Raw genomic sequence first — 16,421 nt, 5'->3', positions numbered from 1 at the left:
TCTCGTCGTTCAGCGCTCGAGACTCGCGCTTCGCGCATGCGCTTCGAGCGCTGAACGACGAGACGGCCGCGAACCGTCTCTCGTCAGGGCTTAGCTATACCCGCCTGCGGCTCTTCTTGCGTGGCGGGGGCAGCAGGCCCTCGGCGCGCAGATGGGCCGCATGGTCGGCCAGGGCTTCGACCAGCGCGCCGACCTGGGCGATCTCCGGCTGGACGTCCACGCGCAGGCCGAATTCGATGGCCGTCTCGGCGGTCTTGGGGCCGATGCAGGCAACGATGGTGCGCGCGTGCGGCTTTCCGGCGATACCGACCAGATTCCGGACCGTCGACGAGGAGGTGAACAGGACCGCGTCGAAACCGCCGGTCTTGATCATCTCGCGGGTCTCGGCGGGCGGCGGCGAGGCGCGCACGGTCCGATAGGCGGTCACATCGTCGATCTCCCAGCCGCGGTCGCGCAGACCCTCGGCCAGGGTTTCGGTCGCGATATCGGCCCGCGGCAACAGGACTCGGTTGACCGGATCGAAAACGTCGTCGTAGGGCGGGAAGTCGGCGAGCAGGCCCTCCGAGGACTGTTCGCCGCTGGGCACCAATTCGGGGTTGATGCCGAACGAGCGCACCTTCTCGGCGGTCGCCTCGCCCACGCAGGCGATCTTCACACCGGAGAACGCCCGTGCGTCCAAACCGAATTCGCCGAACTTCTCCCACACCGCGCGCACGGCATTGGTCGAGGTGAACACCACCCACTGGTACCGGCCGTCGACCAGACCCTTCACCGCGCGCTCCATCTGCGCGGGGCTGCGCGGCGGCTCGACCGCGATGGTCGGCACCTCCATCGGAATAGCGCCGTGCGTGACCAGCTTCTCGCTCATCTCGCCGGCCTGCTCCTTGGTGCGCGGCACGAGGACCGTCCAGCCGTAGAGCGACCGCGACTCCCACCACGACATCTTGGAGCGCTTCTCGACCTCCTTGCCGACCGTGACCACCAGCGGCCCGACCAGTTCGGAGGCGGCGGAGTTCAGGGTGGCGAGCGTCGCCTCGATCGTGCGCTGCTGCCGGGTGGTGCCGCGCACGGTCACCGCGACCGGAGTCTGCGGCGCCAGCCCGTGCTCCACGAGCGCGCTGGCGGTCTCGGCGAGATGTCCCGAGGTCGCGTGCAGCACCAGCGGTCCGGGTGCGGCCGCCACCGAGGCCCAGTCGACCTCGCCGCGCACATCCATCTCGGTATGCCTGGAACCCAGGGCGATTCCCGCATAGGCCGGGACGGTGGTGCCGGACGGCAGCCCGGGTAGCACCTCGAAGGTCATATGCGAGCGAGTGACCGCGTTGACCTCCGCGATCACCGAATCGGTGGTCAGCGGGTCGCCGGAGACCAGCCGCACCACGTCGTGGCCCGCGCGGGCCTCGGCGACCAGAGTCTTGGCCACCTCGGCGGGATCGCCGAGCGCCGGGCGCACGTCGGGGCGCTCGCCATCCGGGTCCGGCTCCACGGCCGTGCCGACGAGGGCGAGCACGCCCTTGTCGACATCGGGATCGGTGAACGCCAGCGTTGCCCGCCCGAGCACCTCGCGGGCCCGCACGGTAAGCAGTGCCGGGTCACCGGGTCCTGATCCGACGAACAGGATCCGACCAGGGTGCTTCTTAGTGGCTCGGCTCATTATTCGGTCTCCATTGGGCTGGGATTGGTGAAGTCGTGGTGGGACGGGTTCACCGCCCGTGCGGGGTGGCCGTCGACCGGGGCCGCGGCAGCGCTGTCCTGCGCGCTCAACAAGTCGCGGGCCCCCAATTCGAGGAGCTCGCGCGCCAAGGCGCGGCCCAGCTGCTCGGCATTCGCGAGCGAGCCGACCGCCGAGGCCCGGATGACATCCGAGCCGTCGATCGCCGCCGCGCAGCCGCGCAGCGACAGTTCCTCGAACACCCTGCCGTCATCGTCGAGCGACTCGACCACTTCGGCCAGCGCACCGACGGGTGCGGTGCAGCCGGCCTCGAGTTCGGCCAGCAGCGCCCGCTCGGCGATCACCGCGGCACGAGTGCCGGGATCGTCCAGGGTGGACAGAATGGTCACGAGATCGCCTTCTTCGCTGCGGCATTCGACCGCGAGCGCGCCCTGTGCGGGTGCGGGCAACATCTGCACCGGTTCCAGGGCCTCGGTGACCGCGTCGAGGCGGTCGATGCGGGACAGCCCGGCCCGCGCGACCACCACGGCGTCGAGTTCACCCTCGGCGACCTTACGAAGTCTGGTATCGAGATTGCCGCGCAGCGGCACGATGTCGAGGCCGAGCCCGAGCGCGCGCAACTGGGCGGCCCGGCGCGGCGCCGAGGTGCCGACCCGGGAGCCGGGCGGCAGCTCGCCGAGCACCAGCCCGTCGCGGGCGACGACCGCATCGCGCGCATCCTCGCGCGGCGGGATCGCGGCGATGGTGAAGCGCGGATCCGGCGCGGTGGGCAGATCCTTGTACGAGTGCACCGCGATATCGACCGCACCCGCGGCCAATTCGTCGCGCAGCGCGGCGGTGAACACGCCCACGCCGATCGTCTGCACCGGATCGGAGGACTTGTCCCCGGCCGTCCGCACGATGACCAGCTCAGCCTGCTGCCCGGTCGCGATCAACGCGTCCCGGATGGTGCCCGCCTGGGTCAGCGCCAACAGGCTGCCGCGGGTGCCGATCCGCCATGGCGCGGTCACGGTGCCGCGCTCGGCCACCCCGATCCCGCGTGCCACGATCGCCTCCGTCATGCGGGCTGCCCCTGTCCGTCCGAGAGGTGGTGGTGGCCGGAGGTGAAATCATCGGCCAATTCGGCGCCGAGCGTGGCGATCTCCATCGGCGTCGCGACCGCCTGTGCCGCACCGGGTTTCAGTTCGAACAGCTCGCGCAGGGCCTCGGCGTAGCTGCCGCCTTCGGGCGTGGAGGCCAGCTGCTTGACCCGCACCGTCGGCGCGTGCAGCAGCTTGTCGACCACGCGGCGGACCGTGCGGGCGACCTCCTCGCGCTCGGGATCGCCCAGACTCGGCAGCTTCGACCCCAGCCGCATCAGTTCGGCCTCGACGACGTCGGCGGCGCGCTGACGCAGCGCTGCCACGGTCGGCGTAACCTCCGCCATCCGTTGGCCCGCAAGGTATTTCGCGAGTTCCTCGGCGACGATCGCACGCGCCGCGGTGGTATCGGCGGCCGCGGCCATGGCCGACGGATCGCGCTGCAGGGTCTCCATATCTATCACGGTCACATCGGGCAGACCGGCGACCGCGGGATCCACATCGCGCGGCAGGCCCAGATCGCAGACGACCATCTGATGGCCCGCCCGCGAGGCGTTCAGGGCGCGGTGCGCATCGGCCAGCGTCACCACCGCGCCGACCGCACCCGTGCTGGTGATCACGAGATCGGCGTCGGCCATGACGCCGACCAGGCCGGACAGATCGGTGGCGGTGGCGGGCACGCCGTGCGTATCGATCGAGGTCTGCGCGAGGCGCTGGGCGCGGTCGAGCGTCCGGTTCACCACGGTGATCCGGTCGACTCCCGCGCGGGCCAGGTGCGCGACCGCCAGGCCGCCCATGGCACCCGCGCCGACCACCACGGCCGTGCGGCCGGTCAGCTCACCGACCACCGCGCGGGCCCGATCCAGCGCGACCGACACCACGGACGCACCGGCCCGATCGATGCCGGTCTCGGTGTGCACCCGCTTACCCACTCGCAGTGCGTGCTGGGCCAATTCGTGCAGAGTGCGCCCGGCCGCCTGCTGGGTATCGGCGGAGGCGTAGGCGGCGCGGATCTGGCCGAGCACCTGCTGTTCGCCGACCACCATCGAATCCAGGCCGGACGCCACCGCGAACAGATGTTCGGCGGCGGCCTCGCTGTAGCGGACGTAGGCGTGGCGGGTCAGTTCCGGCAGCGGCAGCCCCGAGTGGCGGGCCAGCAGATCGCCGACATCGGCCAGACCGCCGTGGAAGGCGTCGACCACCGCGTAGATCTCGACGCGGTTGCAGGTGGAGACGATCATCGCCTCCGAAATGTGCTGCGATTCGAGCATTTTGTCGGTCAGCTTCGGTCGGTCGTCCTCGGTGACCGCGACCCTCTCCAACACCGCAACCGGCGCGCTGCGATGTGAAATACCGACTAGAAGCACACTCATGGTGCGACCACCGATCCCTTGCTGGTTGGCTCCGTTGCCGAAATTCCCACGTGTGCGGAAGCCGAACGGTTCGCCAGCCGTCGGCCGATCGGGGTGGATACGGCGTGCACGGTCTCACCGGCCGCCACGCTGTGTGCGTCCTGCGCCTCGGCCCCCGCGATCCGGGCGCGCTCGAACGACAGCATCTGCATTTCGACGGCCAGATCCACGCGCCGCACCTCCACTGTGGGCGGCGCGTCCAGGAAGACCGGAGAGAAGCTCAGAATGGATCGCACCCCGGCGGCCACCAGTTCGTCGCAGACGCCCTGGGCCGCATCGTCGGGTACGGAGATGACCGCGATGGTCGGTACCAGCTCGATCACCGCATCCTTCAGCCCGGCGACGTCGCGGACCTCGAGGGCGCTGACCTGTTCGCCGATCACCTGCGGATCGCGGTCGAAGACGCCGACCATGGTGAATCCGCGCCGCTGGAATCCGCCGTAACCGACCAGCGCCCGGCCCAGATTTCCGGCACCGACCAGGATCACCCGATGTCCGTCGGACAGTCCGAGCACGTTCTCGATGCGGGCGCGCAGCTTGGCCACGTCGTAGCCGACCCCGCGCACACCGTTGGGTCCGAGGAACGAAAGATCCTTGCGCAGCTTGGCGGAACCGACACCCGCCGCGACAGCCAGTTCCTCACTCGATACGATGAGCACACTCTCGTCGGCGAGTACGGCGAGGACCCGCAGATAGGTGGCCAACCGCGCGACGGTTGCCTGTGGAATGTCCTTCTGCGGGGTCGGACGCAGAGCCCTGCCGGAGACGCCACCTGGCGTCTCATGCTGCTCTGTCACGTCGTTCGGCTCCTCGTCCGGCCGGGAATGGATGTCCGGGTTCGTTTGTCGACCGCCGACGCCCCGGGGCAGGCGCCGGTATCGGTTCACGGGGTTCGGGGTGCTTGCGCTGCCCGAAGCAGGCGGGTTTGCGTGTCACCACCGTAACCGCTTGTGAAGCCCTGCACAAAGTCGGTGAATTCAGTCACTCGGGGGACATGAGGTTTGCACCGGTTCGACCCATTCAACCCGCAAACACCGGTGATATTCCACACAACGCGCCGGAGGCCGGACCCCCGGCCGGTCAGCGCGACAAATCCGCGCGCAGTCTGGGCTCGTCGACATCGAAATAGCTGTGCTCACGGCCGTCGAGCAGCACGACCGGCAGCCGATCGCCGAATTCCGCACGCAGTCCGGGATCGGTCGGCACCGCCTCGTCCACATCGACCGTGCCCGGCTCGATCCCGTAATCGGCACAAATCACCCGCAGTTGTTCGAGGGCGGTGATGCACAGGCCACATCCGGCACGGGTCAACAGGATCACCGAATGCGTCGTTTCGTTCGAAGGCTCGCTCATGTGTCAATTAAACGGTCGCACCCCTGGGCTAGTGTGGGTGTGTTCGCGCGGACGGGCGGAGGTACTGGTGCCGGAACGATCGAAAGAGGCGAGGACGGGGTTCATCGCAGGGAGGTTCGGCGAATTCCCGGCACGCTGGAGCCAGGGGCTGTCCGATCAACTCACGCGCATCGCCCGCAGTCCGTTCGGGCCGAGCGAGGAGGAGGTGCGGGCCAACCTCGCCGGTGAGGCCAGCGCCGACGCCGCACTCGCACTGCACGATGCCGAACTGGCCGAAGCCGGTGTGGGCCATCCGGATTCGGAGGTCGCGCGCGATCTCACCGCGGCCGCGTTCTTCGATGTCGACAACACCATGGTGCAGGGCGCGTCGATCGTGCACTTCGCCCGCGGGCTGGCCGCGCGCAAGTACTTCAAGAGCTCCGATCTGGTCGACATCGCCTGGAAGCAGGTCAAATTCCGGGTCACCGGCAAGGAGAACAAGGGCGATATGGCCAGCGGCAAGGAGAAGGCCCTGGCCTTCATCGCCGGCCGCTCCACCGCCGAACTGGCCGAACTGGGCGAGGAGATCTACGACGAGATCATCGCCGACAAGATCTGGCCGGGCACCCGGGCGCTGGCGCAGATGCATCTCGATGCGGGACAACAGGTGTGGTTGGTCACGGCCACACCCGTCGAACTCGCCCAGGTGATCGCGAAGCGGCTCGGGCTCACCGGCGCGCTGGGCACGGTCGCCGAGAGCGAGGACGGGCTGTTCACCGGGCGGCTGGTCGGCGACATCCTGCACGGCCTGGGCAAGGCGCATGCCGTGCGCACGCTGGCCATCCGCGAGGGCCTGAATCTCAAGCGCTGCACCGCGTATTCCGACAGCCACAACGACATCCCGATGCTGTCGCTGGTCGGCACCGCGGTCGCCATCAATCCGGATTCGGATCTGCGCGAGGTGGCCAAGAACCGTGGCTGGGAGATCCGCGATTTCCGCACCGGCCGCAAGGCCGCCAAGATCGGCGTGCCGACGGCGCTGGCGCTCGGCGCGGCCGGCGGTGCGGCCGCGGCCGTGCTGACCCGTAAGCGCGACGCCCGCTAGCCCGTAAAGGGGTTGCGCCGCTTGGTCAGCAGCTTGTACAGCGTCTGCTGAATCGTCTCGCGCACCTGATCGGTGACCTCGAACATGGTCATCGGATCGTCGGCGGCCTCGGGTTCGTAGGCGCCGGTGGGGATGGGCGTGCCGAATTCGATGTACCACTTCGACGGCAGCGGCAGCGCGCCGAGCACACCCAGATGCGGAAACAGCGGAGTCACCGGGAAATACGGCAGACCGAGCAGTCGCGCCAGCGGCCGGAGATCGGCGAGTTTGGGATAGATCTCCTCGGAGCCGACGATCGAGCACGGGATGATCGGCACCCCGGTCTTCACCGCGGCCGCGACGAAACCGCCGCGCCCGAACCGCTGCAACTTGTACCGCTCGCCGTAGGGCTTGCCGATTCCCTTGAAGCCCTCCGGAAATACCCCGGCCAGCTCGCCCGAACGCAACAGCCGCTCGGCATCGGCGGGACAGGCGAGGGTGTGGCCGGCCTTGCGCGCCAATCCACCCAGCACCGGTAGCTCGAAGATCAGATCCGCGGCCAGCAGGCGCAGCGCGCGCTGTTTCGCATGGTGATCGTGCACGGCCAGCTGCAGCATCAGCCCGTCCAGCGGCACCACACCCGCGTGATTGCTGACGATCAGCGCGCCGCCGGATTCGGGGATGTTCTCGATTCCGTTGACCTGCACCCGGAACCACAGCTCCGACAGCGGCCGCAGCGCGGGCAGGATCACCGATTCCAGCAGATGTTCGTCCAGGCCGAATTCGTCGACCTGATAGTCGCCGGTGAGGCGGCGGCGGGCGAAATCGGCCGTGCTCCGGATACCGTCGGCGACGGTGCCGCGCACCAGATCTCCGAACGTCCGGGGCCCGGCGGGCGTCGCCTCGGCCAGCCGATCGGTCAGCGAGGTCACCGCACTCGGCGCCGACTCCTGCGGCCAGCGCCGCGTCGGCGGTCGATGCCGCGCCTCGAAGTCGGCATCGTGTAGTTGAATCACCTTGGCCACGTCATTCATTGGATGCTCCCGCTCCGGCCCCGACCAGGCCGAGAAGTCTCGTCTCTGCAGCGTCGATCCACCGTGGATCGATGACGGGCCGCAACGCTGCGCCCCCAACGAAATCGTCGAATGCCTGCACTGTGGTCCAGCGCGGCTGGAACCCCAGCTCGGTGCGCATCCGGGTGGTGTCCAGACCGCAGCCGAAGTGGAAGTAGTCGATCTGCTCGACCGTGAACTCCCGCATGACCTGCCCCATCAGGGACCGGCCGACGGTGCGAAATGCCGCATAGGGCACCGGAAGTGCGATGCGCCCGGCGCGGCGGATCGCCTGCGACAGTGTCAGCGCGCCGTCGCCCGCGACATTGAAGGTGCCGCCCGGCGCATTCGATGCCGCGTGCGCGAGAGCGGCGATCGCATCCTCCTCGTGCAGCAGTTGCAGGCGCGGATCACGGCCGAGGATGGTCGGTGTGACCGGCGAGCGGAAGTACTGCATGCCGCGCCCGGCCAGCCGGGGACCGACGATCGGCGGCAGGCGCAGGATCGCCGCCGAGATGTCCGGGCGGCGCCGGGCCAAGCCGCGGACGAAACCCTCCACCGCGACCATATCGCGGGCGAATCCGCCGCGCGGCGGGGTGCGCGCGCTCATCTCCTCGGTGAACTTCGCGGGATCCTTTGCGCTGCAGCCGTATACCGCCGACGAGGACCGCACCACGACGCGGCGCACGCTCGGCGCCTTCTGGCACGCGGCGAACAGCTGCATCGTGCCGAGCACGTTGAAATCCTTCATGGCCGCGCGACCACCGCTGGCCGGCGGCCGCGACAGCACGGCGGGATGGACCACGGTGTCGACCTCGTTCGCGTCGATCACCTTGCGGATCAAGGGATTTCGAATATCGGCGCGGATGAACTCGGCACGGCCCATGCGGCGCAGCAGTTCTCGGCTGGGCATGCGGGCGTCGACGGCGATGATGCGCTCGACGGCAGGATCGGATGCCAGATGTGCGACCGCATTGCCGCCGAAGAACCGGCTCGCGCCGGTCACCAGTACAACCTTGGGCGTATGCCCGTCCCGCACGCTCGAACCCACGACCGGATCCCACCTACCAGCCCCCGATTGCCTATTCCCGGTTTCCAGCGTAGCCCCTGGCTTCGGGGGGTTCGATGGCTTTTACCAGGATCTAACGATGACTTCCATCACCGGAAACGAAAAGCCTTTAAAACAGTCTGGTTTCAAAGCAAAAGGCCCGCCACCGATTCGGTGACGGGCCTCCAGCTAACCTCGCGCTTACTTGCCGAGTTTGCGCCGCTGCACGCGCGTACGGCGAAGCAGCTTGCGGTGCTTCTTCTTCGACATGCGCTTCCGGCGCTTCTTGATCACAGAACCCATAGGGTTGTTCCTCGCGTTCTCTCTCTACCTCGGCGCGCACGCCGGTTTACGTACGCCCATCGTGTTCAGCGGTCTTCGGCACCGCTCGAGTCCGAACCAGTGTCCGCCGCCGGTGCGGCCCATGCCACCGGCAGGCAACACAACGGTGGTTCATGGTACCGGGCCAACCATCGGCGAACGAAATGGGGATTGACCCCCGCGGGGTGCAGACACGGCAAAGCCCCCGCCGGAGGACGAGACTCCCGGCGGGGTGACCGAGGAGCGGCCGGAGCTCAGGGCCCGACCGGCCGATCCTCGGCTGGGATCACCCGGCGTCGAAGTAGGACGTTTGCAAGTAGTCGTGCACTGCCTTGGCATGTACACGGAACGAGCGACCTACTCGGACGGCGGGCAATTCGCCCGAATGTACCAACCGATACACCGTCATCTTGGAAACCCGCATCAGATTCGCCACCTCGGCGACGGTAAGGAACTGGGTTCCTCCGCCGAATACGGGCCCTGAATTCGCAGAGCTGTTTCCAGACATCATTGCGTCATTGACCTCCGGCACGTCCGCGCCGCCGGCTTCCCCACCGGCGGAACAGACACGCACGTGCTCCTTGCAGCTTAGCGGGACCAGTGGGATTACTGCGACGGGTGGGAGAAATAGGATTCGCCACATCGGAACCTCCCGGTCAGACTGCGTTTACCGGCGAGGCGAGGGCGAGTCGATGCGCTATGTCTCGGACGTGCCCTGTTCGGCGGAGCGCCGCTGGGCCGCGTGCAGCGCCTCGATGAAGGCCGAACGGACTCCGGCTCGCTCCAATTCGCGCACCGCCGCGGCCGTCGTCCCGGCCGGGGAGGTGACCGCCGCGCGCAGTTCCGACGCCTCCTGCTCGGACTCGTCGAGCAGCGCCGCGGCGCCGAGCATGGTCTGCACCACCAGCTGGGTCGCGACATCCCGGCTCAGGCCCAACCCGACGGACGCCTCGACCATGGCCTCGACGACCAGGAAGAAGTAGGCCGGACCCGACCCCGATACCGCGGTGACCGCGTCCATCTGCGATTCCGCGACCGTGACGACCTTGCCGACCGATTCCAGCACCTCGGTGACCAGCTCCAGCTGATCCTTCTTCGCATAGCGGCCCGGCGCGATGGCGCTCATGCCCTGCCCGACCAGCATCGGTGTATTCGGCATGACCCGCACCACCGGGAAGCCGGCGGGGAGTTTGGCCTCGAACCGGCTCGTGGGGACGCCCGCGGCCAACGACATCAGCACCTGATCGCGATCGTTGTCCAGCTCGATCTTGCCGAGTTCGGCCATGACGCCGTCGACGTCGCGCGGCTTGACCGCGACCACCAGCAGATCGGTCCCGTTCGCGGCCTCGGCGACGGAGTCGGTGACCCGGATGCCGAACCGCTCGGCGAGAAACTCCGCGCGCGGGGGCATCGTCTCGACGACGACCAGATCCTTGGCGGCCCGCCCGGATTCGAGCAGGCCGGCGATCAATGCCTCGCCGATCTGTCCGCCGCCGATCACCGCAATTCTCGTCATGGGGCCAAGGCTATCCGGTCAGCGCGGCAGCGGAATCAGCGCGAGCTGCCGCGATTGCGCGACCACGGCCCCGGTGGAATCGAGGACGAGCTGATCCTCGTCGAACATGCGCTCGCCGATCGCATGTGTGGTCGCGATGACGCGCAGCCAGCCCGGGGCGGGACGGCGGCGCAGATAGGTCGTCATCTGCACGGTCGGCGCCCAGCCGAAGCGGCCGAGGTTCATCGGCACCGGCGGGCTCATATCCCCGGCCATCATGGCGAACCAGGCGGATACGTCCGGATCGCTCTCATCGCCCGGGCGGGGGCGGATCCACAGCCGCAGCCGCGGCTCGCCCCGCTCTCCGGCGAGGAAGCGCGCCCAGGCCGGATCGATGGCGACCGAGGAACCCTCGGCCACATGCACGAGGCGTCCCATCGGCGAGTCCGGCGAGTAGGCGACCGCGTCGGCGGTCGGCTCGGCGGGCATATCGGTGTAGCTGTCCGGGGCGTAGACCGGGGCGGCGTCATCGAGATGACCGAAGGTGAAGGCGGTGTGCACCAGGGTGCGGCCGCCCTGCAGCAATCCGGCGTCGACCAGGCAGATCTGCCTGCCGGTCTTGCGAATACGGACCTCGTATTCGACCTCGCCCGGATCCGGGGCGCCGAGGAAATCGGTGGCGGCCGAGATCGCGAACATCGCCGCGGCCTCGGGATGGGTGGTCCGCAACCAGCGGGTGGCCGCCGCGGCGCCGCTCGCGACCAGGGTGCCGCCGTGCAGCTTCTTGCCGATCGTCCAGATCGGATCGATCGATGCCCGATAGCGGCCGATCTCGCCGTCGGACGGCAATTCGCTCATCGCGCACACCCGGCCGAAGGGCGCGTCGTCGAGGTCGGCCTCGTTGGGTTCGGTCTCGATCGCCAGCTCAGTCACGCTCTACAGCGTATAACCGTCACCGCCGGACACACGATTCAGCGGCGATGCGCACCGGACGGCTCCGGCGCACCGACGGGCCGGAGATTGTCCAGATGGGTCCGGGCGAAGGTGAGCGCCCGGTGCAGCATGGCCGCCCGATCGAGGGTGGTGCGGGCGTTCTGGGTATTGACCTCGATAACGGCCTGACCGCGAAAACCGTTGCGCGCCAGGGCTTCACAGACCTCGGCGCACGGCTGGGTGCCCTCGCCCGGAATCAGATGTTCGTCATGGGCCGCGCCGTTGCCGTCGGCCAGGTGCAGATGCGTCAGGCCGGAGCCCATCCGGGCGGCCAGGGCATGCGGATCCATGCCCGCGGTCGCGGTATGGGACAGGTCGAGGGTGTAGTGCCGGAAGCCGGTATCGGTCGGATCGTAGGACGGGCTGAACGCGGTCAGCGAAAGCCCCGGTCCCCCACGGCGTTCCAGTCGCCGGGCCGATCCGGAGCCCCGGCCGAACAGGCTGTCGGCCCGCATGGGGAACATGTTCTCCACCGCGACCGCGACCGGACTGTTGTCCTCCAGCTCGGCGACCTGCGCGGCGAATCCCTCGCTGTAGCGGCGCTGCCAGCGGAACGGCGGATGGACGACCACGGTCGCCGCGTCCAGCGCCTCGGCCGCATGCACGCTGCGCTCCAGTTTGGCGATCGGATCGGCGCCCCAGACCCGTTGGGAGATCAGCAGACACGGCGCATGCAGTGCCAGCACCGGCATCGAATATCGGCGCACATAGGACTGCACGGTGGCGATGTTCTGACTGGCCGGTTCGGCCCAGACCATCAATTCGATTCCGTCGTAACCGAGTTCGGCCGCATAGCGGAAGGCCGCCTCGGTGTTCTCCGGATAGACCGAGGCCGTGGACAGACCGACCCGAATGGTGTTCTCCGCCTGCCTGTTTCCCACGGCTGCTCCCTGGCTCAGTTGCTACTGAGTACGAAGGCTAGCGGTCCCAGCGTCACGAAGATGCCGACGACGACGGCGATCACGGTGCTGAAGATGTCGTCGGTGCGCCGCAACACCCGCACCAGCGCCACCAGACCGAGGATCACCACCATGGCCAGGAGCAGGGTGACGAAGGGCAGCAGGTACCACATCTTCTCGAAACCCTTGAACAGCAACATCCCGGCGACCGCGGCGCCGACGGCCTGGCCGCCGAGGATCATCCACTGCTTGCGGTTGGCGTTCTCCTCCGCCTTGCGGGAGGTGCGCGAGCGGCGGGCCGCCGCGGTGCGGCCCGGCCGCCGCCGAGCGGGCTTCTGCGCCTCGTCGTCCTCGGCCTCGGAATCGAGCGGGCGCAGCAGCTCGGTGCGATGTTCGACATCCTCGAGCACATCGGCGCCGCCGCGCCGCGATCCGCGCGGTCCGCCCGCGCCGCGCCGATCGCCACGCTCGGCGGCATCGCGCATCAGATCCCCGGCGACGGTGGGCCCGGCGAGCAGCTGCTGATCGCGGTTGGCCAGCGACCAGGCCGCGGTCGCGGGCTGCTCCTCCGGCACGGGGCGGCCGTTGCGCGCGGGGCGATCGGAGTTCGGCGTTTCGGGCGGAGTTTGTCTTCGGGCCGACCAGGCGGGCAGCCCGGGCGCGGGCGGCGCGTCCGCCCCATTGCGCCGACCGCCCCGCAGCAGCCCGCCGCGCTCGGGCGCGCGCTCGGCACGATCGGATCCGCGCTCGGCACGATCCGGGCCACGGTCAGCGCGATCGGGTCCACGCTCAGCACGATCGGGTCCACGCTCCGGACCACGATCGGGAGCACCGAATTCCCGTTCCCCTCGCTCCGGCGCCCGATCTCGACGCGCCGGACCTCCGAACGAATCCGGCAGCGGCGCCCGTGGAGCGGCCTCGGGCGGACGGGCGGGCGCCCATGCCGTGGTCGGCGGGCCGACAGCGTCGTTGGGCGGCAACGGCCCTCGATACGGCCGCACCTCGGTCGTTTCCTCGTCGGCATCGTGGCGTCGGCGACGGCCGCCGGAACTCGGTGCCGCACCGCCCGGATCGACGACCGGCTGACCGGCGTCCCGCGCTTCCAGCGCCTCCATCCGCTCCCGCCGCGCGCGACGACCGCCCGAGGGCGCCTGTGCGGCGGGCGAGGGCGGCCAGCCGAGGCTCGAGGTGTCCTGCGGCGGATCCGGCACGGGGGGCGGGGAATACGAGCGCGGCTCGTAGGCGGGCGGCGGCTCGTAGGCGGGCGGCTCGTAGCTCGGCGCCGCCGCGCCGTTGCGCGCGAGCGGATCGTAGTACGAAATGGGACCCGATACCGGCGAATACGACGGCTCGGCCGGGGCCACGTCGGGTTCGGCCGCCGCATGCGAGGAGGAGCCCTCGGGCACGGCCGGTAGATCGCCGGTCAGATCGGTCACCGCGATGCCGCGGCCACCGCGCCGACGTCGGCCACCACCGGCCGACGGGACGCCCTGGCCGTTGCGGGCCAGGAGTTCGGCGACCGACAGTTGATTCGATTCGTCACTCATCGCGACACCGTTTCGGTCGGGCCCGGAACCCCTTTGGGGCGGCCGTTGCCAACCCCGGGGTCACTCTCGAGGTCGGTATCAAGTTTGCGCAGGATCAGTCCCTCCCGCAGCGCCCATGGGCAAATCTCGAGAGTATCCAGCGATAACGCCCGCATACTCGCCTCCGCGACCAATGCGCCGGCCACCAACTGCTGTGACCGATCGGAGCTGACGCCCTCCAATTCTGCCCGGTCGGCGGCGGTCATACGGGAGATGAACGCGATCAGCTGCCGCAGACCGGAACTGGTGAGGATACGCCGGGCCCGAGGTCCCGCGGCGGAAGGGGCGGCGCCGGTCAGACGGGCCAGCGTGCGGAAGGTCTTCGAGGTCCCCACGGCGAGATCGGGGCGACCGGGTTCGAGCAGCTGCTTGGCCGGAATCACCATCTCGGCGTCGAGCCAATCGCGCAGCACCCCGACCCGGCGCTTCCCGGGCGGATCCTCGCGCAGCCAGTCGCGGGTGAGCCGTCCCGCGCCAAGGGGGAGTGACAACGCCACGTCCGGCGCCTCGTCACAGCCGTTGCTCATCTCCAGCGAACCGCCGCCGATATCGAGATTCAGGATGCGCCCGGCGCTCCAGCCGTACCAGCGCCGGACCGCGAGGAAGGTCAGCCGCGCCTCATCGGCGCCCGACAGCACTCGCAATTCCACTCCGGTCTCGCGACGAATCTGGGCCAGCACGACCTCGGAATTGGCCGCCTCGCGCACCGCGGAGGTGGCGAACGGCATCAGCTGCACACAGCCGGAAGTCTTTGCGATGCTGGCGAATTCGGCGACCGTTTTGGTCAGCCGGTGCGCTCCCTCGGGCGTGATGCAGCCGTCGTCGTCGATATTCTCCGACAGGCGCAGGGTCGCCTTGGTCGAACTCATCGGCATCGGGTGGCCACCCCGATGCGCGTCCACCACGAGCAGGTGGACGGTATTGCTTCCCACATCGAGCACACCGAGCCGCACATAGACACGGTACTGGGTGGGATGCGCCCCTCGGGCAACTCCGCGACAGCAAGGCCCCGTGACTGCGTTCGACCTCGCGTTGCTGTTAGCGTCTGGCGATGTGACGGTAGGAGCATCCGCGAGCGGCCCAACCGGGCTGCGACCAGCGGCGAAGATCGATCCCACCCCTGAGGTCGATCTCGACTTCCCTCGGGAGTGGATCGAATTCGTCGATCCGGCAAATGAAGAGCACACGATCGTTGCCGATCTGACGTGGCTGCTGTCGCGCTGGACGTGCGTATTCGGCACGCCCGCCTGTCAGGGCATCATCGAGGGCCGTCCCGACGATGGTTGCTGCTCGCACGGCGCGTTCCTCTGCGACGACGACGATCGCAAGAAGCTGCAGAAGGCTGTGAAACTGCTCACACCGCAGGATTGGCAGCTGATGGACGAGGCCCGCGACGACACCGGCAAGGTCCGCAAGAAGCTCTATCTCGAGGAGGACGAGCTCGACGACGAGCCCGCGATCCGCACCCGCCGCTACGACGGCGCCTGCATCTTCCTCAACCGGCCGGGCTTCGACGGCGGCATCGGCTGCGCCCTGCATTCCATGGCCCTGCGCACGGGTCTCGAACCGCTCACGGTGAAGCCGGAGGTCTGCTGGCAGCTGCCGATCCGTCGCACCCAGGACTGGGTGGAGCGGCCCGATGGCGAGGAGATCCTGCGCACGGTCATCACCGAATACGACCGCCGCGGTTGGGGTCCGGGCGGTGAGGATCTGAACTGGTACTGCAGCGGCTCCCCCGACGCCCATGTCGGCACCCGTCCGGTCTGGCAGTCCTACGCCCCCGAACTCATCGAACTGCTCGGCCGGCCCGCCTATGACGAATTGGCCCGGCACTGTAAGCGCCGCGAGGGTCTGGGCCTGATCGCGGTGCATCCGGCGACGACCGTGGCGGCGTCATTTCCGGCCTCGCCATGAAGGATTCACTTCCTCGTGGTAGGTGTCATAGACATGATGAGGAAACTCTTGGCCACTGCCGCGCTGGCCGCCGGCGCCGCGCTGGCGGTCGCGCCCGCCGCGCACGCCGATCCCAACACCGATCCCCATAGCTATTCGCTGCAGAACGACAACTTCATCGTCTACACCGATCCGGCGGCACTGCAGGCCAAGCAGAACAACAAACAGGTCATCGTGACCCCGTACGGCACCTCCCGGCCGATCGCCTGCCGCGACAACGGACCCGACGGGCCGGTCGAGGATTGCTGGCAGCGCGACGACTTCGGCTGGTTCCCGCTGTCGAAGACCGAGCTGCCCCAGGTCGGCACCGCGTGGGTGCACGTCGTCTAGCGAGCTGTGCGGGCGAATCCCCTTCGCCCCCTGTACATGAGCCGCGGGGGGGGGGGGGGGGGGGGGGCGCGGCGCGCGCGGGGGGGGGGGGGGGGGGGCCCGGCGCCGGGGGCGGGGGGGGGGCCGGCGCCCCCCCCCGCCCACCGCCACGCGCCGGGGCGGCCC

At 69.1% G+C, this 16,421-nt stretch carries 17 protein-coding genes; 3 read left to right on the top strand and 14 right to left on the bottom strand.

Features of this window, described 5'->3' with window-relative positions:
* Positions 1–94 precede the first annotated feature (94 nt).
* The 5 genes from ACIA76_RS24755 to ACIA76_RS24735 form a co-directional block, all read right to left on the bottom strand.
* Complete coding sequence (locus ACIA76_RS24755; protein WP_397154572.1) at positions 95–1,654, bottom strand: uroporphyrinogen-III synthase; 1,560 nt, start codon at positions 1,652–1,654, stop codon at positions 95–97.
* Positions 1,654–2,733, bottom strand: coding sequence for a hydroxymethylbilane synthase (gene hemC, locus ACIA76_RS24750; RefSeq protein ID WP_397154570.1), 1,080 nt, complete (start codon positions 2,731–2,733; stop codon positions 1,654–1,656). Before hemC ends, ACIA76_RS24755 begins: the two co-directional genes overlap by 1 nt.
* Positions 2,730–4,124 carry a glutamyl-tRNA reductase gene (locus ACIA76_RS24745; protein ID WP_397154568.1) on the bottom strand — a complete coding sequence of 465 codons (1,395 nt, stop codon included), beginning with the start codon at positions 4,122–4,124 and terminating at the stop codon, positions 2,730–2,732. Before ACIA76_RS24745 ends, hemC begins: the two co-directional genes overlap by 4 nt.
* Positions 4,121–4,960 (bottom strand): redox-sensing transcriptional repressor Rex, encoded by an 840-nt coding sequence (locus ACIA76_RS24740; RefSeq protein WP_397154566.1) that lies wholly within the window; start codon positions 4,958–4,960, stop codon positions 4,121–4,123. Before ACIA76_RS24740 ends, ACIA76_RS24745 begins: the two co-directional genes overlap by 4 nt.
* 283 nt (positions 4,961–5,243) lie before the next feature.
* Positions 5,244–5,516, bottom strand: a complete 273-nt coding sequence (locus ACIA76_RS24735) for a glutaredoxin family protein (RefSeq protein ID WP_397154564.1) — start codon at positions 5,514–5,516, stop codon at positions 5,244–5,246.
* Between the two features lie 67 nt (positions 5,517–5,583).
* Here ACIA76_RS24735 and ACIA76_RS24730 point away from each other — a divergent pair, with 67 nt between their 5' ends.
* A complete protein-coding gene (locus tag ACIA76_RS24730) occupies positions 5,584–6,600 on the top strand; it encodes an HAD family hydrolase (RefSeq protein WP_397154563.1) in 1,017 nt (338 codons plus the stop codon).
* Here the strand turns inward: ACIA76_RS24730 and ACIA76_RS24725 are convergent.
* From ACIA76_RS24725 to ACIA76_RS24685, 9 genes are all read right to left on the bottom strand, one after another.
* Entirely contained in the window at positions 6,597–7,613 is a 1,017-nt protein-coding gene (locus ACIA76_RS24725; protein ID WP_397154561.1) for a lysophospholipid acyltransferase family protein, read from the bottom strand. The genes ACIA76_RS24730 and ACIA76_RS24725 overlap by 4 nt on opposite strands.
* Positions 7,606–8,682, bottom strand: a complete 1,077-nt coding sequence (locus ACIA76_RS24720) for an NAD-dependent epimerase/dehydratase family protein (protein WP_397154559.1) — start codon at positions 8,680–8,682, stop codon at positions 7,606–7,608. Before ACIA76_RS24720 ends, ACIA76_RS24725 begins: the two co-directional genes overlap by 8 nt.
* Positions 8,683–8,880: 198 nt before the next feature.
* Positions 8,881–8,982 carry a 30S ribosomal protein bS22 gene (locus ACIA76_RS24715; RefSeq protein WP_003402602.1) on the bottom strand — a complete coding sequence of 34 codons (102 nt, stop codon included), beginning with the start codon at positions 8,980–8,982 and terminating at the stop codon, positions 8,881–8,883.
* Between the two features lie 304 nt (positions 8,983–9,286).
* Complete coding sequence (locus tag ACIA76_RS24710; RefSeq protein ID WP_062513513.1) at positions 9,287–9,511, bottom strand: helix-turn-helix domain-containing protein; 225 nt, start codon at positions 9,509–9,511, stop codon at positions 9,287–9,289.
* 186 nt (positions 9,512–9,697) lie between these two features.
* Positions 9,698–10,516 carry a pyrroline-5-carboxylate reductase gene (gene proC / locus ACIA76_RS24705; RefSeq protein WP_397154557.1) on the bottom strand — a complete coding sequence of 273 codons (819 nt, stop codon included), beginning with the start codon at positions 10,514–10,516 and terminating at the stop codon, positions 9,698–9,700.
* A gap of 18 nt (positions 10,517–10,534) precedes the next feature.
* Positions 10,535–11,353 (bottom strand): thioesterase family protein, encoded by an 819-nt coding sequence (locus ACIA76_RS24700; RefSeq protein ID WP_397155055.1) that lies wholly within the window; start codon positions 11,351–11,353, stop codon positions 10,535–10,537.
* A gap of 113 nt (positions 11,354–11,466) precedes the next feature.
* A complete protein-coding gene (locus ACIA76_RS24695) occupies positions 11,467–12,369 on the bottom strand; it encodes a sugar phosphate isomerase/epimerase family protein (protein ID WP_397154555.1) in 903 nt (300 codons plus the stop codon).
* A gap of 14 nt (positions 12,370–12,383) precedes the next feature.
* Complete coding sequence (locus ACIA76_RS24690) at positions 12,384–13,934, bottom strand: hypothetical protein (protein WP_397154553.1); 1,551 nt, start codon at positions 13,932–13,934, stop codon at positions 12,384–12,386.
* Entirely contained in the window at positions 13,931–14,926 is a 996-nt protein-coding gene (locus tag ACIA76_RS24685) for a hypothetical protein (protein ID WP_397154551.1), read from the bottom strand. The genes ACIA76_RS24690 and ACIA76_RS24685 overlap by 4 nt, the downstream gene beginning before the upstream one ends.
* Before the next feature lie 100 nt (positions 14,927–15,026).
* Here ACIA76_RS24685 and ACIA76_RS24680 point away from each other — a divergent pair, with 100 nt between their 5' ends.
* Both ACIA76_RS24680 and ACIA76_RS24675 read left to right on the top strand, forming a co-directional pair.
* Entirely contained in the window at positions 15,027–15,887 is an 861-nt protein-coding gene (locus ACIA76_RS24680; protein WP_397154549.1) for a hypothetical protein, read from the top strand.
* 33 nt (positions 15,888–15,920) lie between these two features.
* On the top strand, positions 15,921–16,256 hold the full coding sequence (locus ACIA76_RS24675) for a hypothetical protein (RefSeq protein ID WP_397154547.1): 336 nt from the start codon (positions 15,921–15,923) through the stop codon (positions 16,254–16,256).
* The last annotated feature ends 165 nt before the right edge of the window (positions 16,257–16,421 follow it).

The sequence above is a fragment of the Nocardia sp. NPDC051570 genome, from assembly GCF_044454005.1.
Classification (GTDB): domain Bacteria; phylum Actinomycetota; class Actinomycetes; order Mycobacteriales; family Mycobacteriaceae; genus Nocardia.
Note: the sequence above shows the minus strand (reverse complement) of the source record. Positions and strands in the feature narration are given on the sequence as shown.

What these genes read in the sequence shown, in the direction of transcription:
- ACIA76_RS24755 (WP_397154572.1), bottom strand. Translation starts at nt 1,654, where the DNA reads ATGAGCCGAGCCACTAAGAAGCACCCTGGTCGGATCCTGTTCGTCGGA.
- hemC (WP_397154570.1), bottom strand. Translation starts at nt 2,733, where the DNA reads ATGACGGAGGCGATCGTGGCACGCGGGATCGGGGTGGCCGAGCGCGGC.
- ACIA76_RS24745 (WP_397154568.1), bottom strand. Translation starts at nt 4,124, where the DNA reads ATGAGTGTGCTTCTAGTCGGTATTTCACATCGCAGCGCGCCGGTTGCG.
- ACIA76_RS24735 (WP_397154564.1), bottom strand. Translation starts at nt 5,516, where the DNA reads ATGAGCGAGCCTTCGAACGAAACGACGCATTCGGTGATCCTGTTGACC.
- ACIA76_RS24725 (WP_397154561.1), bottom strand. Translation starts at nt 7,613, where the DNA reads ATGAATGACGTGGCCAAGGTGATTCAACTACACGATGCCGACTTCGAG.
- ACIA76_RS24715 (WP_003402602.1), bottom strand. Translation starts at nt 8,982, where the DNA reads ATGGGTTCTGTGATCAAGAAGCGCCGGAAGCGCATGTCGAAGAAGAAG.
- ACIA76_RS24710 (WP_062513513.1), bottom strand. Translation starts at nt 9,511, where the DNA reads ATGATGTCTGGAAACAGCTCTGCGAATTCAGGGCCCGTATTCGGCGGA.
- proC (WP_397154557.1), bottom strand. Translation starts at nt 10,516, where the DNA reads ATGACGAGAATTGCGGTGATCGGCGGCGGACAGATCGGCGAGGCATTG.
- ACIA76_RS24700 (WP_397155055.1), bottom strand. Translation starts at nt 11,353, where the DNA reads ATGAGCGAATTGCCGTCCGACGGCGAGATCGGCCGCTATCGGGCATCG.
- ACIA76_RS24690 (WP_397154553.1), bottom strand. Translation starts at nt 13,934, where the DNA reads ATGAGTGACGAATCGAATCAACTGTCGGTCGCCGAACTCCTGGCCCGC.
- ACIA76_RS24675 (WP_397154547.1), top strand. Translation starts at nt 15,921, where the DNA reads ATGATGAGGAAACTCTTGGCCACTGCCGCGCTGGCCGCCGGCGCCGCG.